The organism is Streptomyces sp. NPDC001137 (genome assembly GCF_040298885.1).
GTDB lineage: Bacteria > Actinomycetota > Actinomycetes > Streptomycetales > Streptomycetaceae > Streptomyces.
The window spans coordinates 211,176-231,419 of sequence record NZ_JBEPBA010000006.1; the positions used below are offsets into that span (position 1 = coordinate 211,176).

Below are 20,244 nucleotides of genomic sequence, written 5' to 3' on the forward strand. Positions count from 1 at the left end.
CAACCGCCCTTACAGCGCCAGCAGTTGGTCCGTGACCGTCGACAGACGCTTCTGTACCTCTCGGTCGTACGTCGACTCGTGTGCCCGCGACCGGCTGGTTCCGTCGAAGTAGCCGCCGGTGCCCAGGTCCTCGGTCGCCAGCGCCAGTACGCCCGGGGCGCCGTCCGCGACCGTGTTCCAGGGGGTGACTCCGCCCTCGCGGACCATGGCCGTGTCCATGAAGGTGGCCGGGTGCAGGACGTTGACCGCGACGCCGGTGTCCGCCAGCTCCTCGGCCAGGGTGAAGGTGTGGGCGGCAAGGGCGAACTTGGCGCGGCGGTAGGCGGCGAAGCCGTCGTACTGCCGCTTGAATTCGATGTCGTCGAAGTCGAGGGGGTCCTGGCCGACCGAGCCGACGTTGACGATCCGGGCGGGTGCGTTCGCGCGCAGTACGGGGAGCAGGGCACGGGTCAGTACGACCGGAGCCAAGTAGTTGACGGCGAGGCGCAGTTCGTGGCCGTCGGCGCTCAGCTCACGCCCGGCGCCGGGCGCGCCCGCTCCCACGCCCGCGTTGTTGATCAGGACGTCGAGGTCGGGGTGGGCGTCGGCGACGTGCGCGCCCAGTTCGCGCACCTGCGTCAGCGAGGCGAGGTCGGCGACGAAGCCTTCCGCGTCGCCCTCGGTGCACAGCTCCTCGACAAGCTGTTCCGTACGGCCCGGATCGCGGCCGTGCGCGAGGACGACGTGTCCGGAGCGGACCAGCTCGAAGGCGACGTAGCGGCCGAGGCCGGAGGTGGCGCCGGTGATCAGGATGGTGGACATGCCCCCACCGTAGGCTCGTGATGGAGGCATGTGCGAGGTGCTGCTGAAGCTACGTCCAGCAGGGTCACCCTCGGGTCCCGCTAGAGGTCGTCCTCCTCCGCCAGCACCCGCTGTGCCGCCGCGAACGCCGAGTTCGCCGCCGGGACCCCGCAGTACACGGCCGTCTGGAGCAGTACGGCGCCGATCTCCTCGGGGGTGAGCCCGTTGCGCCGGGCCGCCCGTACGTGCATGGCCAGCTCGTCGTAGTGCCCGTGTGCGACCAGCGCCGTCAGTGTGATCATGCTGCGTTCGCGGCGGCTGAGCGTCGGGTCGGTCCAGATCTCGCCCCAGGCGTAGCGCGAGATGAAGTCCTGGAAGCGGGCGGTGAAGGGGGTCTGCCGGGCCTGCGCCCGGTCCACGTGCGCATCGCCGAGCACCTCCCGCCGTACCTCCATACCGCGCTTGGCGGCTGCGCCGAGGTGGGCCCGGAGGGCGGTCAGCACGGCTTCCGGGCACTGGGCGGGCGCCAGATGCGCGGCGTGCGGAAGCTCGACCAGCGTGGAGCCGGGCACCGCGTCCGCGATCTCCCGCAGATGCGGCGGCGGAGTCGCCTTGTCCTCGCGCCCGGCGATCAGCAGGGTGCGCACGGAGATCTCCGGGAGCCTCTCGCGCAGGTCGAAGGAGGCCAGCGCGTCACAGCAGGCGGCGTACGCCTCGGGGTCTGCCTGCGCCTGGTCGCGCACCAGTGCCGGCACGGTGAAGCCGGGCGTGAACCAGCGCGCGTCGGCACTGGCCACGAGCGAGCCCAGCCCCTCGCGCCGCACCAGCTCGGCCCGCTCCTGCCACGGCTTCGCGCCGTTGAAGTGGGCGGAAGAACAGATCACGACCAGGGACGACAGCCGCTCCGGGTGGTGGACGGCAAGATGCAGTCCGACGGCACCTCCGAGGGACACCCCGGCGTACCCGAACCGTTCGATGCCCAGCGAGTCGGCGAGCGCGAGCGCCAGATCGGCGAGGTCACCGACGGTCGCGCCGGGACCGATCAGATCGGCCGCCGACCCGCCGTGCCCGGGCAGGTCCCAGCGGACGACCCGGTGGGTGATGGACAGCTCGGGTGCCACCTTGTCCCACAGCGCGTACGACGTTCCGAGCGAGGGCCCGAGCAGCAGCGGGGGAGCGGAAGCGGGCCCCTCGGCACGGTGGTTGAGGAGTTTCTCGGTCAACGTCGCTCCAGGGCACGGTCGGTGAGGGCTCCGGCGGAGCCGGTGTAGCGGGCGGGGTCGGTCAGCTCGGCGAGGTGGAGTTCCTTCAACAGCGGCTCTTCGGCGAGCAGTTCGGCCAACGGTCGCCCCTCGCTGTAGGTGCGCTTGGCCAGGTCCGTGAGCAGGGCTTTGGCCCGGGCGCGGCCGAGCACGGGGGCCAGTTCCGCGGACAGCCGCTCCGAGACGATCAGGCCGTGGGTCAGGTCCAGGTGTGCGCGCATGACGTCCGGGTGCACGCGCAGGCCTTCGGCCAGTTCGGCGGCGTCCCGGGCCGCACCGCCGACCAGCCGCAGCAGATCCCGCAGCGGCTCCCATTCGGCGTGCCAGGCCCCGGCCGGGCGCTCGTCCTCGGCGGCCAGCGATCCGTACAGGGTGGCCGCGAGCTGCGGAGCCCGCCTTGCCGCGGCAGCGATCAGCGTGGACCGCACGGGGTTCGCCTTGTGCGGCATGGCCGACGAGCCGCCGCCGCTGCCCTCCGCGACCTCGGCGACCTCGGTACGGCCGAGCGTCAGGACGTCCGCGGCCGCCTTGCCCAGTGCTCCGGCCGCGAAGGCCAGGCAGCCGGCGAGGTCGGCGATCGGCGCGCGCAGGGTGTGCCAGGGCAGGAGCGGTTCGCGAAGCCCGAGTTCGTGGGCGTAGGCCGCCGTCAGTGCCTGCGTGTCCCGGGCGCCGTACACGGTGAAGGCCGCCAAGGTCCCTGCGGCGCCGCCGAGTTGGGCGGGCAGTGAGTCCCGTACGGCCTTGATGCGGTCGCGTGCGTCGAGGGCGAGGGAGCGCCAGCCGGCCGCCTTCAGCCCGAAGGTCGTCGGTACGGCGTGCTGGGTGAGCGTCCGTCCCGGCATCGCGGTGTCGCGGTGGTCCGCGGCCAGCAGCGCCAGCGCCCGTTCGGTGCGGCCGAGGTCGGCGAGGACCAGGTCCAGGGTGCGCGCGGCGACCAGCATCGTCGCCGTGTCCATGATGTCCTGGCTGGTCGCGCCGCGGTGGACATAGGGCCCGTACTCCTCGCCGACGGCCTTCGTCAGGTCGGCGACCAGGGGGATGACCGGGTTGCCCCCCGCGCGGGCCCGCTCGGCGAGGGAGCGCACGTCGAAACGGGCGGCGACGGCCGCCTCGGTCACCGCGGCTGCCGCCTCGGAGGGCGCGAGGCCGAGAGCGGACTGGGCCCGGGTCAGGGCGGCCTCGGCGTCGAGCAGGGCCTGCAGAAAGGCAGTGTCCCCGGTGGCGGAGGCGGCGGGGGAACCGGCCCACCCGGGGGCGAGCAGGCCGGTGTCGTCAAAGCCGGCAGAAGTCACTGGAACTCCAGGAAGACCGTCTCGCCTTCGCCCTGAAGGCGGATGTCGAAACGGTATGTGCCCTTGCCGTCGTCCGTCGCGATCAGCGTGCCGCGCCGCACCTCCGGCACCTGGGACAGCACCGGGTCGGCGGCGAGCGCCGCCTCGTCACCGGGCAGATAGATCCGCGTGAACAGATGCACCAGCAGCCCGCGCGCGAACACGCACACGCTGAGGTACGGCGCACTTTGCCCGCGCGCGCCGGGCCGCAGCGTCCGCGCGTACCAGTGGCCGTTGGCATCCGTCTGGATGCGACCCCAGCCGGTGAACTCCACGCCGTTGCGGCCCAGGTAGCCGCCGCTCGCCGGGTCCCGCCGGATCGAACCGTCCACCTGCGGGATGTTGCCGTCGGGGTCGGCGCCCCACAGCTCCACGAAGGCGTCCGGCAGCGGGTTGCCCTCCCCGTCGTGGATGTACCCCTGGACGGTGATGGTGTCCGGGTGGCCGACCGGGGCGATGTCACCGCCGCCGGGGAAGGGCAGGGCGTGGCCGTAGAAGGGGCCGACCGTGTGCGAGGGGGTCGGCAGCACGGTCTCCGGACGGCTTGTGTCGATCTTCGTCATGGCAGCTCAGCGCCCTTCTTCGATCCAGGTGGCGTGCGGCCCGTCGAGCACGATGTCCCAGTGGTAGCCCATCGAGAACTCCGGCACCGACAGGTTGTGGTCGTAGGTGGCGACCAGCCGCTGCCGGGCCGCGTCGTCCGTCACCGACTGGATGATCGGGTCGTAGGGGAAGAGCGGGTCGCTCGGGAAGTACATCTGCGTCACGAGCCGCTGGGTGAACGCCGTGCCGAAGAGCGAGAAGTGGATGTGCGCCGGCCGCCAGGCGTTGAGGTGCTGACGCCACGGGTACGGCCCCGGCTGCACGGTGGTGAAGTGGTAGTGCCCGTCGTCGTCCGTCAGTGTGCGGCCGACGCCGGTGAAGTTCGGGTCCAGCGGGGCGTCGTGCTGCTCGCGCTGATGGGCGTAGCGGCCGGCCGAGTTGGCCTGCCAGATCTCGACGAGCTGACCGCGGATCGGACGGCCGTCGCGGTCGAGCAGCCGCCCGGAGACGGTGATGCGCTCACCGATCGGCTCGCCGGTGTGCTGGCGGGTGAGGTCGTTGTCGATCTCTGTGATGTCGCGCTCCCCGAAGGCGGGGGAGGAGAGCTCCACCAGCTCCGGGTCCTTCGTCACGTCGATGGTGATCGGCGGCTGCTTGGGGTGCCGCAGGACGGACGAGCGGTACGGCGCGTAGTCGCGTCGCGGCTGGTGCTCGACGGGCGCCCCGTCGGCGATCCGCTTCTCGTACGCGGCGTGCTCGGCCGCGATCTCCTGGTCGATGTCCTGCTGGGTGAGAGTCATGGGGGTCCCTGGGGCTTCCTGGGTGTTCTTGACGCCTGGGTGTTCTTAACGTTCGAGGACGAGGGCGAGGCCCTGGCCGACGCCGATGCAGAGGGTGGCGACGCCGGTACCGGAGCCGCGGCGGGCGAGCTGGTGCGCTACGCTCCCGGCGAGCCGGGCACCGGAGGCACCGAGCGGGTGGCCGAGGGCGATGGCGCCGCCCTGCGGGTTGAGGATCGCGGGGTCGAACTCGGGCCATTCGGCGACGCAGCCCAGCACCTGGGCGGCGAAGGCCTCGTTCAGCTCCAGCACGGACAGATCGGCGAAGGTCCTGCCCGCCTTGGCCAGGGCCCGGTTGACCGCCTCGACCGGGGCGAGGCCGAAGTAGTGCGGGTCGAGGGCGTTGACGCCGGTCGCGGAGACGCGGGCCAGCGGCTCGCGGCCGACCGCCTCCAGGCCCACCTCGTCGACCAGCAGCAGCGCGGCGGCGCCATCGTTCAGGGGCGAGGCGTTGCCCGCGGTGACCGTGCCTCCGTCCTTACGGAAGGACGGCTTCAGCTTGGCCATCGCGGCGAGGGAGGCGTCAGGCCGGACGCACTCGTCGGCGGCGAAGGCGACCGGGTCGCCCTTGCGCTGCGGGATGGAGACGGGCGCCAACTCGGCGTCGAACAGGCCCTGTCGCTGAGCCTGGGCCGCCTTGCGGTGGGAGGCGAGGGCGAACTCGTCCTGCTGCTCCCGGCTGATCTTGTGCTTGTCGGCGATCAGTTCGGCGGACTCGCCGAGCGGGATGGTCCACTGCGGGTCCATCCGCGGGTTGACCATGCGCCAGCCCAGCGTGGTGGAGTACAGCTCGGTGTGGGCGGCCGGGAAGGGCTTGTCGTTCTTGGGCAGCACGTACGGGGCGCGGGTCATCGACTCCACGCCGCCGGCCACGGCGATGTGGGCGTCGCCGAGTGCGATGGCGCGGGCGGCCTGGACGACCGCCTCCAGGCCGGAGGCGCACAGCCGGTTGACGGTCACCCCGGGCACGGAGGTCGGCAGCCCGGCCAGCAGGCCGGCCATGCGGGCGACGTTGCGGTTCTCCTCGCCCGCCCCGTTCGCGTTGCCGAAGTACACGTCCTCGATCCGGGAGGGTTCCAACTGCGGTGTCCGGGCGAGGAGTTCACGGATCGCGTGGGCGGCCAGGTCGTCCGGGCGGACGGCGGCGAGGCCGCCGTTGTAGCGGCCGATCGGGGTGCGCACCGCGTCGACGATGTAAACCGAGTTCACAGCAGATCCTCCGCTACGGTCAGCTTGGCGCCGGTCCTGGCGACGATCTCGTCAACGGCCACACCGGGGGCGACCTCGGTCAACACCAGCCCGTCCTGTGTCACGTCGATCACGCCCAGGTCCGTGATGACTCGGTTCACACACGCCTTGCCTGTGAGCGGCAGCGCGCACTCCTCAAGGATCTTCGCCGAGCCGTCCTTGGCCGTGTGTGTCATGACGACGATGACCCTACGGGCACCGTGCACCAGGTCCATCGCCCCGCCGATCCCGGTGATCAGCTTCCCGGGGACGGCCCAGTTCGCCAGGTCGCCTCGGGCGGAGACCTGCATCGCGCCCAGCACCGCGACATCGATGTGCCCGCCCCGGATCATCGAGAACGACAGCGCCGAGTCGAAGAAGGATGCCCCCGGCAGGACGGTGACGGTCTCCTTGCCCGCGTTGATCAGGTCCGGGTCGACCGCGTCCTCGGTGGGATAGGGGCCGGTGCCCAGGATCCCGTTCTCGGACTCCAGCACCACCTCCACTCCCGGCGGCAGGTGGTTCGGGATCAGCGTCGGCAGCCCGATGCCGAGGTTGACGTACTGCCCGTCCTCCAGCTCGCGCGCGGCCCGCGCGGCCATCTGCTCGCGTGTCCAGGCCATCAGCTGCTCACCGTCCGCTGCTCGATCTTCTTGTCGCCGGCCTGCTCCGGGGTCAGGGCCACCACCCGCTGCACGAAGATCCCCGGCAGATGCACCGCGTCCGGATCGATCTCGCCGGGCTCCACCAGTTCTTCCACCTCGGCGATCGTGACCCGCCCGGCCATCGCGGCGAGGGGGTTGAAGTTGCGGGTGGACTTGTTGAACACCAGGTTCCCGTGCCGGTCGCCCTTCGCCGCCCGCACCAGCGCGAAGTCGGTGCGGATGCCCCGCTCCAGCACGTACTCCGTGCCGTCGAACTCCCGCACCTCCTTCGGCGGCGAGGCGAGCGCGACCCCGCCCTCGCCGTCGTAGCGCCAGGGCAGCCCGCCGTCGGCGACCTGTGTGCCCACCCCGGCCGGCGTGTAGAAGGCCGGGATCCCGGCCCCGCCCGCCCGCAGCCGCTCCGCCAGCGTGCCCTGCGGGATCAGCTCCACCTCCAGCTCTCCGGCCAGGTACTGCCGTGCGAACTCCTTGTTCGCCCCGATGTAGGAGCCGGTCACCCGAGCGATCCGCCCCGCCGCGAGCAGCACCGCGAGCCCCGTCTCCATCGCCCCGCAGTTGTTGGAGACCACGCTCAGCCCGGCCACGCCCCGCTCGTACAACGCCCCGATCAGCACGTTCGGCACACCGCTCAGCCCGAACCCGCCCACCGCCAGCGATGCACCCTCCGGCACATCCGCCACGGCCTCAGCGGCCGTGGCGACCACCTTGTCCATCCGTGAAGCCCCATCCCGTCCGAGCGCCCGGTCACGAATTAATCAGGGCACTGAGTATTTCGGTGAAGTTTCCTTCACGCTGCCACCGGAGCCGCCGGACGTCAAGACCCCGAAGAACAGCAAGGTCAGTAGCCGCCTGCGGCTCTACAGACAGTCGACTGCACGACAGGTATCGTTCAGTGCACCAACGAATTCGACCTCGGGAGCGCACATGGCCGCGGTGGACCTCACCACCCACCCCGGGCACCTGGCCCGGCGGCTCCAGCAGGCCCACTACCTGCTGTGGAACACGATGGTCTCGGAGGAGATCACCTCGCCGCAGTTCGCGGTCCTCAACGCTCTCGTGGCCGAGCCGGGCCTGGACCAGCGCACGGTGGGGGAGCGGGTGGGCCTGGACCGGTCGACGATCGCCGAGGTGATCAGCCGGCTCGGGCGCCGTGGGCTGCTCGACAAGGTGCGTGATCCGCAGGACGGCCGGCGTTTCCTGCTGCGCCTGACCGACGACGGTGTGCGCACCCACCGCAAGCTGACCGTGCGCACGGCCCGGATGAACCAGGTCTTCCTGGCCCCGCTGTCCGTCGAGGAGCAGTCCGTGTTCTTCGACCTCATCCGGCGGGTCGCCGATGCGGCCGAGGGGCTCCGCAACCCGGCGGAACCCCTCGTGGCGCAGGGCTGAGCGCACCGGACCTATCGGGGTGCCTTCGTCAGTACCACCCATACCTGACCTTTCGCGAAGCCGACCGGCTTTCCGTCGTTCGTCGTGAACCGCGTGCCGTGGGTGGCCTTTCCGCGCTGCCAGTTGACGTCGTAGACCCGTCCGTCGCGCAGCACCTGCGCCTTCCCCGAGCCGACCGTCCGGGTGTACGGCGTGTTGCTGCCGAGGCGGTCGTGGAAGGCGGAGGGGCGCACCTTCACGTACTGCACGACGACCGTCGCCGGCGCCACCCGCTTTCCGTCGGCCGTCGTGGTGGGTCTGCCGTCCATCGCGACCAGGTAGCGGTGCAGGTCCGCGGACCAGGTGAAGGTGAAGCCGGCGGCCGGGAAGCGGATGGTGCGGGTGTTCTCCGGTCTGCCGCCGGCCGGTGCGGCGCCGTAGTGGAAACCGGTGGTCAGGGCCTTCGCGCCCGGTGCGGACGACATCAGGCGGGCGGGGCGCAGGAAGAGGTTGTGCGGTGCGGGGCTGCCGGTTCCGCGGTAGTAGGCGCCGGGTGCCTTGTCGGGCGGCTCCGCCCGCAGGGGCGCGCTGTTGATCAGCGGCAGCAGCTTGTGCTGTGCCCCGGAGAAGGCGAGCGTCGGATCGTGGAACTGGCGCAGCAGCTCCAGATCCGACTCACGGGCGCTGCGCACCGGCCCGACGGCCTTCGGCAGGGTGCTCGCGTACACCGCCATCAGGCGGCTCAGCCCGCCCTCGACTTGTTCCGCGTACACGACGTCCGCCGAGTCGAGCCCCGTCTGGGGCCGGGCCTCGGGCGCGTTGTCGATCTTGACGGCGAGTACGGGGGCGCCGCTGCCGGTCTCCTTGGGCTGCCGGGGGGCCTGTGTCCGGCCGCGTCCGTCCTGCGCCGGGCCGTGCTGGTCCGTGCAGCCCGCCGCCAGCGCGGCCGTCGCCGTGGCGGCCAGCAGCGCCACTGTCATCGAGGCGCGTCGCGGACGCGCCAACCGTCCCGTGCTCACCGTGGCCACCACATCCCGTGTCAATGATTGTGCGCTTATACGTTCATTGATGCCCATACCCGCTCGGTTCTGACTGCGCCCGTTCGATACGCCCATTGGCCCTGACCCCGCACCGGACCCGGTTTCGGGCCCTGCTCCCGATCTCGCTTCGGCGAGCGGCCGGGCGGGTACCCGGGCGGCACCGCAGGAGCGGACACACCTATGCGATGGAGGGAGCGCCACGCGATGAAGGCTGTGACCTGGCAGGGGAAGCGGGACGTCCGGGTGGAGGAGATGCCCGATCCGAGGATCGAGGAGCCGACCGACGCCGTCATCCGCATCACCTCGACGGGGCTGTGCGGCTCCGATCTGCATCTGTACGAGGTGCTCACACCGTTCATGACACCGGGCGACATCCTCGGACACGAACCGATGGGCATCGTCGAGGAGGTCGGGGCCGCGGTGCCGGACCTCGCGGTGGGCGACCGGGTGGTGGTGCCGTTCCAGATCGCCTGCGGCAACTGCTGGATGTGCCTGACGGGGCTGCCGACGCAGTGCGAGACCACACAGGTGACCGGCGAGGGCATGGGCGCCGCTCTCTTCGGCTACACCCGTCTGTACGGCGCGGTCCCGGGCGCCCAGGCCGAGTATCTGCGGGTGCCTCAGGCGCAGTACGGGCCGATCAAGGTCCCGGACGGTCCGCCCGACGACCGTTTCGTCTATCTTTCCGACGTCCTGCCCACCGCCTGGCAGGCGGTCGAGTACGCGGGGATCCCGGAGGGCGGCAGCGTCGCCGTACTCGGTCTCGGGCCGATCGGAGACATGGCCTGCCGAGTCGCCCAAGTGCGCGGCGCCGGGCGGGTGTTCGGGGTGGACCTGGTCGGCGAGCGGCTGCGCCGCGCGAAGGCACGGGGCGTGGAGACGTTCGACCTGCGGAGCTTCGACAGCGAGAAGGAACTCGTCCAGGCGATCCGTGACGAGACCGACGGCCGCGGCCCGGACGCCGTGATCGACGCGGTCGGCACCGAGGCCCACGGCAGCGCGGCCGCACGACTGGCCCAGCAAGCCTCGGCCCTGCTGCCCCGCAAGCTGGCCGGTCCGCTCGCCGAACGCTTCAGCATCGACCGCCTGGCCGCCCTGCACACCGCCATCGAACTGGTCCGCCGCGGCGGCACGCTCTCCCTCGTCGGCGTCTACGGCGGCACGGCCGATCCGATGCCGCTGCTCACCATGTTCGACAAGCAGATCCAGATCCGCATGGGCCAGGCCAATGTGCGCCACTGGAGCGACGAGATCATCCCGTATCTGACGGACGAGGACCCTCTCGGCGTGGACGACTTCGCCACCCACCGCCTGCCGCTGACCGACGCCCCGCACGCCTACGAGATGTTCCAGCGCAAGCAGGACGGCGCGGTGAAGGTGCTGATGACGCCGTAGGGAGCGATTCAGCCCGTCCGGCGTTTGAGGACGAGGCCGTTCAGGCCGATACGGGGGTCAGGGGGCGGAGCCCCCGGGCAGCCCGGGCACGCCGGTCAAGCCCCGCCCCCGAAGACCTCCGCCAGGTCATACCGCACCGGCTCCTCCAGCTGCGCGTAGGTGCAGCTCTCCGGGGTGCGGTCCGGCCGCCAGCGGCGGAAGCGGGCCGTGTGCCGGAAACGCGCCCCGTTCTCCATGTGGTCGTACGCCACCTCGGCCACCCGCTCCGGACGCAGCGGCACCCAGGACAGGTCCTTCTTGCCCGACCAGCGGCTCGGGGCGCCGGGCAGCCGGGCCGTCTCGTGCGCCGTCTCGTCGGACCAGGCCGCCCAGGGGTGCCCCTCGGCGTCCGCCATCCGCAGGGGCTCCAGTTCCTCGATCAGTTCCGCGCGCCGCTTCATCGGGAACGCCGCCGACACGCCCACGTGCTGGAGGGCGCCCCGGTCGTCGTAGAGGCCGAGCAGCAGTGAGCCCACGATCGGGCCGCTCTTGTGGAAGCGGTAGCCGGCGACGACGACGTCCGCCGTGCGCTCGTGCTTGATCTTGTACATGGCGCGCTCGTCCTGGAGGTAGCGGCCGGTGAGCGGCTTGGCGACGACGCCGTCCAGGCCCGCCCCCTCGTACTGCTCGAACCAGCTCCGCGCCACGTCGATGTCGGTCGTGGCGGGGGCGAGGTGGACCGGCGCGGTGACCTCGGCCAGCGCCCGCTCCAGCAGCGCCCGCCGGTCGGTCAGCGGCACGTCCAGCAGCGACTCGTCCGCCAGGGCCAGCAGGTCGAAGGCCACGAACGACGCCGGGGTCTTCTCCGCGAGCATCCGCACCCGGGAGTCCGCCGGGTGGATGCGCTCGGTGAGGGCGTCGAAGTCGAGGTGCCCCTCCCGTGCGATGACGATCTCCCCGTCCAGCACGCACCGCTTGGGCACCCGCTCCTTCACCGCCGCCACCAGCTCGGGAAAGTACCTGGTCAGCGGCTTGCCCGTACGGCTGCCGAGCTCGACCTCGGTCCCGTCGCGGAACACGATCGCCCGGAAGCCGTCCCACTTCGCCTCGTAGTGCATGTCCGGCGGAATCCTCGCCACCGACTTGGCGAGCATCGGCTTCACGGGCGGCATCACGGGCAAATCCATGCGTCCGATTCTGCTCGCATACGTCGCTTGCCGCCCAGTATGCGAGGTGTGCGAGGTGCGCCTACCGTGGCCGCATGGGCGAAGCGGTGGAACTGGAAGCGGGCGGCCGCACCGTGCGCCTGTCCAGCCCGGACAAGATCTTCTTCCCGGAGCGCGGTTTCACCAAGCTGGACCTCGCCCGGTACTACATCGCGGTCGGCCCCGGCATCCTGCGTGCCCTGCGCGACCGGCCCACCACCCTGGAGCGCTACCCGGAGGGGGTGACCGGCGAGAACTTCTTCCAGAAACGGGCGCCCAAGAACATGCCCGACTGGATCCCGACCGCCCACATCACCTTCCCCAGCGGCCGCAGCGCCGACGAGATGTGCCCCACCGAGGAGGCGGCCGTCCTGTGGGCCGCCCAGTACGGCACGCTCACCTTCCACCCCTGGCCGGTGCGCCGCGACGACGTCGACCGCCCCGACGAACTCCGCATCGACCTCGACCCGCAGCCCGGCACCGACTACGACGACGCCGTCCGCGCCGCCCACGAACTGCGCTCCGTCCTCGACGAGTTCGGCGGGCTCAAGGGCTTCCCGAAGACCTCCGGCGGCCGCGGACTGCACGTCTTCGTGCCGATCGAACCGCGCTGGACCTTCACCCAGGTGCGCCGCGCCGCCATCGCCGTGGGCCGGGAGATGGAACGCCGGATGCCGGACCACGTGACGATCAAGTGGTGGAAGGAGGAGCGGGGCGAGAAGATCTTCATCGACTACAACCAGACCGCCCGCGACCGCACCATCGCCTCCGCCTACTCCGTACGGCCCCGCCCGCACGCCCCGGTGTCGGCGCCCCTGCGCTGGGACGAGGTCGGCATCGCGCATCCGCGGGACTTCGACATCGCGACCATGCCCGCGCGCTTCGCCGAACTCGGCGATGTGCACGCGGACATGGACGACCGGCGCTTCTCACTGGAGGCCCTGCTCGAACTCGCCCGCCGCGACGAGCACGACCACGGGCTGGGGGATCTGCCGTACCCGCCCGAGTACCCCAAGATGCCGGGGGAGCCGAAGCGGGTGCAGCCGAGCAGGGCGAAGAAGGTGCCCCCGGCTGAGGCGCCTTAGTCGGATCCCGCAACTCCCTGATCCGGATGCCCCGGTAGGGAACGACGGCATCCGAGAGCGCTCTCACGACGCTGTCCGCCCGGAGCTATCCTGATCGGCAACCGCCGAGCAGGAGCAGGAGCCCGAAGTGACCGACACAGCGCCGCGCCCCACACTGGAGGCCGTGGCCGCCCGGGCGGGCGTGTCCCGGGCGACCGCCTCACGCGTGGTGAACGGCGGCGACGGAGTCAGGGAACCCCTGGTCGCACGGGTCCGGCGGGCGGTGGAGGAGCTCGGCTACGTGCCCAACCAGGCCGCCCGCAGCCTCGTGACCAGACGGCACGACGCCGTGGCCGTGGTCATCGCCGAGCCGGAGACCCGCGTCTTCGCCGACCCCTTCTTCGCCCTGCAACTCAGGGGCATCAGCAAGGAGTTGACGGCTCACGACAACCAGCTCGTGCTGCTGCTCACCGAAGGCCGCGACGACCACGCCCGCGTCGGCCGCTATCTCGCCGGGGGCCATGTCGACGGCGCGCTCGTCTTCTCCCTGCATCTCGACGACCCGCTGCCCGGTCTCATCCAGCACGCGGGTGTGCCGACCGTGTTCGGCGGGCGGCCCGGCTGGAGCGACGGCCGCAGCGGGGTGGTGTACGTCGACAGCGACAACCGCGGCGGCGCCCGGGAGGCGGTGCGCCATCTCGTCGGTCTCGGCCGTACCCGGATCGCGCACATCACCGGGCCCCTCGACCAGACGTCCGCGGCGGACCGTCTCGACGGCTTCCGGGACGTCATGGTCGACGCCGACCCCCGGCTCATCGCCGAGAGCGACTTCACCCCGGCCGGCGGTGAGCGGGCGATGCGCGAACTCCTGGAGCGCCGCCCCGACCTGGACGCCGTGTTCGCCGCAAACGACCTCACCGCGGCGGGTGCGCTGCGCGTACTGCGCGAGCGCGGGCGGCGGGTGCCCGACGACGTCGCCCTGATCGGCTTCGACGACATGCTGCCCGTCGCCGAGCAGACCGATCCGCCGCTGACGACCGTCCGTCAGGACATCGAGGAGATGGGCAGGCTGATGGCCCGGCTGCTGCTGCGCCGCCTCGGTCCCCGCTCCACCGGCGAGGGCGTCGCAGGCGCACCGTCCAGCGTGGTCCTGCCGACGACACTCGTGCGACGCGCCTCGGCGTAGCCGGGCGGCTCGGCCCGGATCGCCGGCGTCAGGCGGAGGGCACCGTGGCCGCCCGTCGTGCGGTCAGGCCGTGGCGTGGGACCGCGTGCTGCTGGGTGAGCCGGTGGAGCGGTCCGCCTCGTCCTGCACGAGCAGGGAGAGCAGCGCTGCCACGGTCAGTCCGGCCTCGGCGGGATGGCGCAGGACCTTGCTGGGATCGATCCGGTAGGCGTTGGTCCGTCCCTCCTTGGTGTGGGAGAGGTAGCCGGCTTCTTCGAGGTCGGAAATGATCTTCTGGACGGCGCGTTCGGTGAGGCGGCAGCGTGCGGCGATGTCGCGGATCCGGGCGCTGTGGTTGTCGGCGATGACTGCCAGTACGCGCGCGTGATTCGTGATGAACGTCCATCCGGTGTGTGGCTCGGGCACTCCATCCATGGCCCAACTGTAGCGAGTCCCTATTCGCGCATTCAAATGCACGCACTTGATTTCATGTATTTCTTGACGTGTGCGGGGGAAGAGGGGAACCTTGGGAGCAGATACGGACGAGCACTCGAGGGAGAGAGGCCATGCCGGAGCCTGCGCAGTCAGCGCAGACATGCCTGGTGACGATCGACGTGCAGCCGGACGGCGATCGCAAGACCGTCCGCGTGTGCGGCGAGCTCGACCACGGCGGCCGACAGCTCGAACATGGCCTGACCGAGGCCCTGGACGGCTCGGCGAGCGGTATCGACCTGGACCTGAGCGCCATCGGTTTCTGCGACTGCTCCGGTCTCAACCTGCTGCTCGGTCTGCGGCGCAAAGCACTCGACGAGGGCAAGACGGTCACGATCCGGGCCAGCGGCCCTTCGGTCGACCGGCTGCTGGAGCTGACCGGCGCCCGGGAGCTGTTCGTGCACCCCGGCTCCGATGGCGATGGCACCGAGCCGGACGACGCCGTCGGCAGCCTGCAGGCGCCTGAGGCGGTCGATCAGGAGCTGCGCAAGGAGGTCGCCGAGCTGCGCAGGGCGATGCAGACCCGGCCCGCCATAGATCTGGCCCGCGGCATCCTGATGGCCTCCTTCGGCCTGAGTCCCGAGGTGGCCTGGACCGTGCTCGTGATGGCCTCCCAGAACACCAACACCAAGCTGCATGTCCTGGCCCAGGACCTGGTCGGCACCGTTCAGGGCACGCCGCTGCCCGAGGAGGTGCAGCAGCAGCTGGCGGCCGCGGTCGCCCAGGCGCGCGCGGCCGTCCCGCTGGCATGACCCTCCGGCGTCCTCGTCACCTCATGTCTGCGGCGGTGCGCTCTTGATCACCGCGAAGCGGGCGCCGTAGGGGTCGGCGAGTTTGGCGAAGCGGCCCACGCCCTCGATGTCGGTGGCGGGGACGCGGACCTCGCCGCCCAGTTCCCGCGCCCTGGCGACCGTCGCGTCCGTGTCGTCGACCTCGAAGTACGGCAGCCAGTAGGCGCGGTCCTCCGACGGGTCCTCGGCGAGCGGGACGATGCCACCGAACATGGAGTCCTCGCCACCCCCGGAGGGGTTGACGGTGGTGTACGTGCCACCCGGGAAGTCCACCGCCGCCGTCTCCAGACCCAGCGTCTCGTGGTAGAACCAGGCGGCCGCGGCGATGTCCGGGGTGTACAGCTCGACCCAGGCCAGCGCCCCCGCCTCGTTCGCCACGTCCACGCCCTTGGTACGGCCGGGCTGCCAGATGCCGAAGGGCACGCCCGCCTTGTCGGCGAGGATCGCCATGTGTCCCTCGCCCATCACGTCCATGGGCGGCATCAGCACACTGCCGTGCGCCTGCTCGGCCGCCTTGGCGGTGGCCTCGGCGTTCCCGCTCTGGAAGTACACGGTCCAGGACGGCGGGCCCTGCTCGGGCGTGGTCTGCACACCGCCCGCCGCGGTCCTCCCGTCCAGCTGGAAGAAGCCGTATCCGCCGGCGTCCGGCCCCGCCGACCGGAACCGCCAGCCGAAGAGGCCGCCGTAGAAGGAGATGGCGCCGTCGATGTCGGAGGTGCCGACGTCGAGCCAGTTGGGAGCGCCGTTGACGAAACGGGTGGTGAGCATCTTCGCCCTCCTCGCAAGGTTCCCGTTCTCTGCACTGCCGAGTCTTGCACCGCCCACTGACAATCGCTGCCGGAGTGCTCTTTCGCCGCCTTCCGCGCGCCGCCGTGCGCCGCGGAGGGCCGGGGCGCCACCATCGGGGTGTCGCAAGGCCCCGCCGGCGGCGTTGATGACGCGTTGATCGAACGTTTTTCGGTCCGCGGCACGATCCCGTCCATGCACATCGACACCATCACCCCGGCCGACTCCGCCTGGCAGGCCCAGGCGCTGTGCGCGCAGACGGGGGCGGACTTCTTCTTTCCCGAGCCGGGCAGCTCGGTGCGTGAGGCGAAGCGCATCTGCGGCATGTGCGAGATGCGCCCGGCCTGCCTCGAGTACGCCCTGCAGAACGACGAACGCTTCGGCGTCTGGGGCGGCCTGTCGGAGAAGGAGCGCCTCGCGCTCCGGCGGACCGCACACTGACACGGCCGGTACGCGCGTGCGTACCGGCCGTGTCATGGCCCGTGGTCAGGCCTGCGATCAGGTGTGCCGTCAGGCTCCGGCGCGCGCCGCCATGCGCGCCTTGCGGGCCGCCAGCTTCTCGTCGAACTTCAGGGCCTCCGCGTCCAGCCCGCCCAGGAACAGGCCGAGCTCGTCCTGGGCCTGCTGCCCCTCGGGGCCGAGACCGTCGATCTCCATGATCTTCAGGAAGCGCAGGACCGGCTGGAGCACGTCGTCGTGGTGGATGCGCAGGTTGTAGACCTCGCCGATCGCCATCTGCGCGGCGAACCGCTCGAAGCCGGGCATGCCGTGGCCGGGCATCCGGAAGTTCACCACGACGTCCCGGACCGCCTGCATGGTCAGGTCGGGAGCAAGCTCGAAGGCGGCCTTCAGGAGGTTGCGGTAGAAGACCATGTGGAGGTTCTCGTCGGTCGCGATCCGCGCCAGCATGCGGTCGCAGACCGGGTCGCCGGACTGGTGGCCGGTGTTGCGGTGCGAGATACGGGTCGCGAGCTCCTGGAAGGCGACGTAGGCGACCGAGTGCAGCATCGAGTGGCGGTTGTCCGACTCGAAGCCCTCGCTCATGTGGGCCATGCGGAAGGCTTCCAGCTTGTCCGGGTCCACCGCGCGCGAGGCGAGCAGGTAGTCGCGCATCACGATGCCGTGCCGGCCCTCCTCGGCGGTCCAGCGGTGCACCCAGGTGCCCCAGGCGCCGTCACGGCCGAACAGCGAGGCGATCTCGTGGTGGTAGCTGGGCAGGTTGTCCTCGGTGAGCAGGTTCACCACCAGCGCGATACGGCCGATCTCGGTGACCTTGGACTGCTCCTTGTCCCAGGCCTCGCCGTCCTCGAACAGGCCGGGGAAGTTACGGGCGTCCGACCAGGGCACGTACTCGTGCGGCATCCAGTCCTTGGCGACCTTCAGATGCCGGTTGAGTTCCGTCTCGACCACTTCCTCCAGTGCGTACAGCAGCTTGGCGTCGGTCCAGACGGCGGGGCTGCCGAGGTGCGGGGAAGTGATCGTCACGGGAACTCCAGGGGGACGCGCAACACAGGGGGACAGACCGGCGAGCGGTGCCGGAACCTACGGGATCGTAGGCTACGAAACCGTAGGTTACGAAGCCGTAGGTTAAGCCCGGTGTAAAAGATCCCTGATCAGGCCATGTTTCGTAGGACTTCCAAGGAACGCCGAAAAGCCCCAGGACCCGCAGGTCCCGGGGCTGGAAGGGCGATCGGCACACTCGTCAGGCGTACAGCTCCCGCAGTCGCACCGAGAGACATGTCACACAGCCCTCGAGCTTCTCGAACTCGCTGATGTCCACCACGACCGGATCGTGACCGAGGTCGGCGAGCAGCTCCGCCGACTTCGGGGCGCTCGCCGCCATCAGCAGCTTGCTGCCGCCGAGCAGCACCACATGAGAGCCCGACTCCTCGGGCACCGACAGGAAGCGCGGGAACAGCGACGGCCGGTCCACCTTGGGGATGTTCCCGATGACCGTCCCGTCGGGCAGCGCCGTGACCGCCGACTTCAGGTGCAGCACCTTGCTCACGGGTACGGCCACGACCCGCGCCCCCAGCGGCTCGAAGGCGGCCCGCAGCTGCTGGACGCCGGCCGCGTTGGTGCGGCCGCCCCGGCCGACGTAGATCGTGTCGCCGATCTTCAGGACATCGCCGCCGTCCAGGGTGCCCGGCTCCCAGATCCAGTTCACCGAGCAGCCGAGACGGGCGACGGCCTCCTCGACGCCGGCCGTCTCGTCCCGCCGGGAGGCGGCGCCGGGCCGGGTGATCAGCGCGACGTTCTTGTACATGACGACCGTGTCCTCGACGAACACCGAGTCCGGGCAGTCGTCCGCCGGGTCCACCTCGATCGTCTCCCAGCCGTGCTCGCGCAGGGCCTCGACATACGCCTCCCACTGCTCGACCGCGAGATCGAAGTCGACCTTCTCCCGCTCGATGTGCGTCACCAGCCCTTCGGCGAGGCGGGGGCTCGGGCGGCGGACGAGGGCCTTCTTGCTGGGCACGACGGGACTCCGAATCGGCGGGACGGCAGACCGGGCGCCCATGACGCGACACCCGGTCCGCCATCATGCAGCGCCGATCCACGACGGCAAAACCCTCGTTGCCAGGCTGTGCCCCTCCTGAGACGCGCGATCGGGGCCTATCCGATCGCCTCCGGCGTCGTCTCCTGCAGTTCGCCGTCCAGCAGCAGCCACCGGGTGATCCCGATCGACTCGAGGAACGGCAGGTCGTGACTGGCCACGATCAGCGCCCCTTCGTACGACTCCAGGGCCGACGTCAGCTGCCGCACGCTCGCCATGTCGAGGTTGTTCGTCGGCTCGTCGAGCATCAGCAGCTGTGGTGCCGGTTCGGCCAGCATCAAGGCGGCCAGGGTCGCCCGGAAGCGTTCGCCGCCGGACAGGGTGGCCGCCTTCTGGTCGGCGCGGGCGCCCCGGAACAGGAAGCGGGCCAGGCGCGCCCGGATCCGGTTGTTGGTGGCGGTCGGCGCGAACCGTGCCACGTTCTCGGCGACCGACAGCTCGCCGTCGAGCACGTCGAGGCGCTGCGGCAGGAAACGCAGCGGCACATGCGCGTGCGCCTCGCCCGCCACCGGCGCCAGCTCCCCGGCGATGGTGCGCAGCAGCGTCGTCTTGCCCGCGCCGTTGCGCCCGATCAGCGCCACCCGCTCCGGGCCGCGCAGATCCAGACCGCCGGCCACACGTGCGCCGTATGCCAACTCCAGATCCATGAGGGTCAGGACGGTGCGGCCCGGCGGTACCGCCGTGTACGGCAGGTCGACGCGGATCTCGTCGTCGTCCCGTACGGCGTCCACCGCCTCGTCGAGCCGTTCCTTCGCCTCGGTGAGCCGCTCCTCGTGCATGATGCGGTGCTTGCCCGCGGACTCCTGGGCCGCGCGCTTGCGTGCCCCCATGACGATCTTCGGCTCGCGCTTCTGGTCCCACATCTTCTGCCCGTACCGTTTGCGGCGGGCCAACTTGACCTGGGCGTCGACCAGTTCGCGCTTCTGCTTCCTGAAGTCGGCCTCCGCGACGCGCACCATCCGTTCGGCCGCCTCCTGCTCGGTGGCGAGAGCCTCCTCGTACGCGGAGTAGTTGCCGCCGAACCAGGTGACCTCCCCGGAGCGCAGATCGGCGATCTGGTCGACCAGTTCGAGGAGTTCGCGGTCGTGGCTGACCACGATCATCACTCCCGGCCAGGACTCCACGGCCGCGTACAGCCGCCTGCGCGCGTACAGGTCGAGGTTGTTGGTCGGCTCGTCCAGGAGCAGGACGTCCGGGCGGCGCAGCAGCAGAGCGGCCAGCCGCAGCAGTACCGACTCGCCGCCCGACACCTCGCCGATGGTGCGGTCCAACTCGATGTGCCCGAGGCCGAGTTCGCCGAGCGTGGCGAGTGCGCGCTCCTCCACGTCCCAGTCGTCGCCGACCGTTTCGAAGTGCTGCTCGGCCACGTCGCCCGACTCGATGGCGTGCAGCGCGGCCCGCTGCTCGGCGATGCCGAGCGCCGTGTCGACGCGCAGCTGGGTGTCGAGGGTGACGTTCTGCGGCAGGTAGCCGACCTCGCCCGCGACGCGCACGGCGCCGTCGGCCGGGGCGAGTTGACCGGCGATCAGCTTCAACAGGGTCGATTTCCCGGATCCGTTGACGCCGACGAGACCCGTCCTGCCGGGACCGAAGGAGACATCGAGGCCCTCGAAGACGGGGGTGCCGTCGGGCCAGGTGAAGGACAGGGACGTACAAGTGAGAGAAGTAGACATACGGGCCTCGCGGTTGCTTGGTGCGGTCAGGGGCAAACGCGTAGAGAGACACCGCAGACCACGGCGGGAGAGGAGAGCCCGG

21 protein-coding genes are annotated in these 20,244 nt (G+C 70.9%); 6 read left to right on the plus strand and 15 right to left on the minus strand.

Annotated features, from left to right (window positions below; genetic code table 11):
* Positions 1–9: 9 nt before the first annotated feature.
* The 8 genes from ABT254_RS14355 to ABT254_RS14390 all read right to left on the minus strand — a co-directional run bounded on the left by ABT254_RS14355 (position 10) and on the right by ABT254_RS14390 (position 7,360).
* Entirely contained in the window at positions 10–801 is a 792-nt protein-coding gene (locus tag ABT254_RS14355) for an SDR family NAD(P)-dependent oxidoreductase (RefSeq protein WP_351468540.1), read from the minus strand.
* Between the two features lie 80 nt (positions 802–881).
* The gene (pcaDC, locus tag ABT254_RS14360; RefSeq protein WP_351468543.1) at positions 882–2,003 is read right to left on the minus strand and encodes a bifunctional 3-oxoadipate enol-lactonase/4-carboxymuconolactone decarboxylase PcaDC; all 1,122 of its coding nucleotides are present in this window, start codon (positions 2,001–2,003) and stop codon (positions 882–884) included.
* Positions 2,000–3,334, minus strand: coding sequence for a 3-carboxy-cis,cis-muconate cycloisomerase (gene pcaB / locus ABT254_RS14365; RefSeq protein ID WP_351468546.1), 1,335 nt, complete (start codon positions 3,332–3,334; stop codon positions 2,000–2,002). Before pcaB ends, pcaDC begins: the two co-directional genes overlap by 4 nt.
* Positions 3,331–3,936: a protocatechuate 3,4-dioxygenase subunit alpha gene (gene pcaG, locus ABT254_RS14370; protein WP_351468549.1), complete on the minus strand. Its 606-nt coding sequence runs from the start codon at positions 3,934–3,936 to the stop codon at positions 3,331–3,333. Before pcaG ends, pcaB begins: the two co-directional genes overlap by 4 nt.
* Before the next feature lie 6 nt (positions 3,937–3,942).
* Positions 3,943–4,716, minus strand: a complete 774-nt coding sequence (gene pcaH / locus ABT254_RS14375) for a protocatechuate 3,4-dioxygenase subunit beta (protein WP_351468551.1) — start codon at positions 4,714–4,716, stop codon at positions 3,943–3,945.
* A 45-nt stretch (positions 4,717–4,761) separates the two neighbouring features.
* Positions 4,762–5,964, minus strand: a complete 1,203-nt coding sequence (locus tag ABT254_RS14380) for a thiolase family protein (RefSeq protein WP_351468554.1) — start codon at positions 5,962–5,964, stop codon at positions 4,762–4,764.
* Entirely contained in the window at positions 5,961–6,605 is a 645-nt protein-coding gene (locus ABT254_RS14385; protein ID WP_351468557.1) for a CoA transferase subunit B, read from the minus strand. Before ABT254_RS14385 ends, ABT254_RS14380 begins: the two co-directional genes overlap by 4 nt.
* Positions 6,605–7,360 carry a CoA transferase subunit A gene (locus ABT254_RS14390; protein ID WP_351468560.1) on the minus strand — a complete coding sequence of 252 codons (756 nt, stop codon included), beginning with the start codon at positions 7,358–7,360 and terminating at the stop codon, positions 6,605–6,607. Before ABT254_RS14390 ends, ABT254_RS14385 begins: the two co-directional genes overlap by 1 nt.
* A gap of 211 nt (positions 7,361–7,571) precedes the next feature.
* Here ABT254_RS14390 and ABT254_RS14395 point away from each other — a divergent pair, with 211 nt between their 5' ends.
* Positions 7,572–8,036 carry a MarR family winged helix-turn-helix transcriptional regulator gene (locus tag ABT254_RS14395; protein WP_351468563.1) on the plus strand — a complete coding sequence of 155 codons (465 nt, stop codon included), beginning with the start codon at positions 7,572–7,574 and terminating at the stop codon, positions 8,034–8,036.
* A gap of 11 nt (positions 8,037–8,047) precedes the next feature.
* Here ABT254_RS14395 and ABT254_RS14400 read toward each other — a convergent pair whose 3' ends face one another.
* A complete protein-coding gene (locus ABT254_RS14400) occupies positions 8,048–8,995 on the minus strand; it encodes a DUF3048 domain-containing protein (RefSeq protein ID WP_351469134.1) in 948 nt (315 codons plus the stop codon).
* Positions 8,996–9,259: 264 nt separating this feature from the next.
* Between ABT254_RS14400 and ABT254_RS14405 the strand changes: the two genes are divergently transcribed.
* Positions 9,260–10,450 (plus strand): zinc-dependent alcohol dehydrogenase, encoded by a 1,191-nt coding sequence (locus tag ABT254_RS14405; RefSeq protein ID WP_351468566.1) that lies wholly within the window; start codon positions 9,260–9,262, stop codon positions 10,448–10,450.
* A 95-nt stretch (positions 10,451–10,545) separates the two neighbouring features.
* Here ABT254_RS14405 and ABT254_RS14410 read toward each other — a convergent pair whose 3' ends face one another.
* Positions 10,546–11,616, minus strand: coding sequence for an ATP-dependent DNA ligase (locus tag ABT254_RS14410; RefSeq protein WP_351468569.1), 1,071 nt, complete (start codon positions 11,614–11,616; stop codon positions 10,546–10,548).
* A 74-nt stretch (positions 11,617–11,690) separates the two neighbouring features.
* Here ABT254_RS14410 and ligD point away from each other — a divergent pair, with 74 nt between their 5' ends.
* Both ligD and ABT254_RS14420 read left to right on the plus strand, forming a co-directional pair.
* Complete coding sequence (ligD, locus tag ABT254_RS14415; RefSeq protein WP_351468571.1) at positions 11,691–12,719, plus strand: non-homologous end-joining DNA ligase; 1,029 nt, start codon at positions 11,691–11,693, stop codon at positions 12,717–12,719.
* A gap of 127 nt (positions 12,720–12,846) precedes the next feature.
* Positions 12,847–13,884, plus strand: a complete 1,038-nt coding sequence (locus ABT254_RS14420; protein ID WP_351468573.1) for a LacI family DNA-binding transcriptional regulator — start codon at positions 12,847–12,849, stop codon at positions 13,882–13,884.
* A 63-nt stretch (positions 13,885–13,947) separates the two neighbouring features.
* On the opposite strand, the gene ABT254_RS14425 is transcribed toward ABT254_RS14420, so the two are convergent.
* Positions 13,948–14,298: a helix-turn-helix transcriptional regulator gene (locus ABT254_RS14425; protein ID WP_351468576.1), complete on the minus strand. Its 351-nt coding sequence runs from the start codon at positions 14,296–14,298 to the stop codon at positions 13,948–13,950.
* Between the two features lie 131 nt (positions 14,299–14,429).
* Between ABT254_RS14425 and ABT254_RS14430 the strand changes: the two genes are divergently transcribed.
* Positions 14,430–15,107: an ANTAR domain-containing protein gene (locus ABT254_RS14430; protein WP_351468579.1), complete on the plus strand. Its 678-nt coding sequence runs from the start codon at positions 14,430–14,432 to the stop codon at positions 15,105–15,107.
* 21 nt (positions 15,108–15,128) lie between these two features.
* Here ABT254_RS14430 and ABT254_RS14435 read toward each other — a convergent pair whose 3' ends face one another.
* Entirely contained in the window at positions 15,129–15,914 is a 786-nt protein-coding gene (locus tag ABT254_RS14435; protein WP_351468581.1) for a VOC family protein, read from the minus strand.
* Between the two features lie 213 nt (positions 15,915–16,127).
* On the opposite strand from ABT254_RS14435, the gene ABT254_RS14440 reads away from it, so the two are divergent.
* On the plus strand, positions 16,128–16,373 hold the full coding sequence (locus tag ABT254_RS14440) for a WhiB family transcriptional regulator (protein ID WP_351468583.1): 246 nt from the start codon (positions 16,128–16,130) through the stop codon (positions 16,371–16,373).
* A 69-nt stretch (positions 16,374–16,442) separates the two neighbouring features.
* On the opposite strand, the gene ABT254_RS14445 is transcribed toward ABT254_RS14440, so the two are convergent.
* The 3 genes from ABT254_RS14445 to ABT254_RS14455 form a co-directional block, all read right to left on the minus strand.
* Positions 16,443–17,417: an acyl-ACP desaturase gene (locus ABT254_RS14445; protein WP_351468585.1), complete on the minus strand. Its 975-nt coding sequence runs from the start codon at positions 17,415–17,417 to the stop codon at positions 16,443–16,445.
* A 217-nt stretch (positions 17,418–17,634) separates the two neighbouring features.
* Positions 17,635–18,411, minus strand: a complete 777-nt coding sequence (ddaH, locus tag ABT254_RS14450; RefSeq protein ID WP_351468587.1) for a dimethylargininase — start codon at positions 18,409–18,411, stop codon at positions 17,635–17,637.
* A gap of 137 nt (positions 18,412–18,548) precedes the next feature.
* Positions 18,549–20,162 (minus strand): ABC-F family ATP-binding cassette domain-containing protein, encoded by a 1,614-nt coding sequence (locus ABT254_RS14455; protein WP_351468590.1) that lies wholly within the window; start codon positions 20,160–20,162, stop codon positions 18,549–18,551.
* Positions 20,163–20,244: the final 82 nt, after the last annotated feature.

Bases quoted from the DNA above. Each gene is read 5' to 3' on its own strand.
- ABT254_RS14435 (WP_351468581.1), bottom strand. From the start codon at position 15,914: ATGCTCACCACCCGTTTCGTCAACGGCGCTCCCAACTGGCTCGACGTC.
- ABT254_RS14385 (WP_351468557.1), bottom strand. From the start codon at position 6,605: ATGGCCTGGACACGCGAGCAGATGGCCGCGCGGGCCGCGCGCGAGCTG.
- pcaG (WP_351468549.1), bottom strand. From the start codon at position 3,936: ATGACGAAGATCGACACAAGCCGTCCGGAGACCGTGCTGCCGACCCCC.
- ABT254_RS14455 (WP_351468590.1), bottom strand. From the start codon at position 20,162: ATGTCTACTTCTCTCACTTGTACGTCCCTGTCCTTCACCTGGCCCGAC.
- ABT254_RS14410 (WP_351468569.1), bottom strand. From the start codon at position 11,616: ATGGATTTGCCCGTGATGCCGCCCGTGAAGCCGATGCTCGCCAAGTCG.
- ABT254_RS14425 (WP_351468576.1), bottom strand. From the start codon at position 14,298: ATGGATGGAGTGCCCGAGCCACACACCGGATGGACGTTCATCACGAAT.
- ABT254_RS14390 (WP_351468560.1), bottom strand. From the start codon at position 7,360: ATGGACAAGGTGGTCGCCACGGCCGCTGAGGCCGTGGCGGATGTGCCG.
- ligD (WP_351468571.1), top strand. From the start codon at position 11,691: ATGGGCGAAGCGGTGGAACTGGAAGCGGGCGGCCGCACCGTGCGCCTG.
- pcaH (WP_351468551.1), bottom strand. From the start codon at position 4,716: ATGACTCTCACCCAGCAGGACATCGACCAGGAGATCGCGGCCGAGCAC.
- ABT254_RS14440 (WP_351468583.1), top strand. From the start codon at position 16,128: ATGCACATCGACACCATCACCCCGGCCGACTCCGCCTGGCAGGCCCAG.
- ABT254_RS14355 (WP_351468540.1), bottom strand. From the start codon at position 801: ATGTCCACCATCCTGATCACCGGCGCCACCTCCGGCCTCGGCCGCTAC.
- ABT254_RS14405 (WP_351468566.1), top strand. From the start codon at position 9,260: ATGAAGGCTGTGACCTGGCAGGGGAAGCGGGACGTCCGGGTGGAGGAG.
- ABT254_RS14430 (WP_351468579.1), top strand. From the start codon at position 14,430: ATGCCGGAGCCTGCGCAGTCAGCGCAGACATGCCTGGTGACGATCGAC.
- ABT254_RS14395 (WP_351468563.1), top strand. From the start codon at position 7,572: ATGGCCGCGGTGGACCTCACCACCCACCCCGGGCACCTGGCCCGGCGG.
- ABT254_RS14400 (WP_351469134.1), bottom strand. From the start codon at position 8,995: ATGACAGTGGCGCTGCTGGCCGCCACGGCGACGGCCGCGCTGGCGGCG.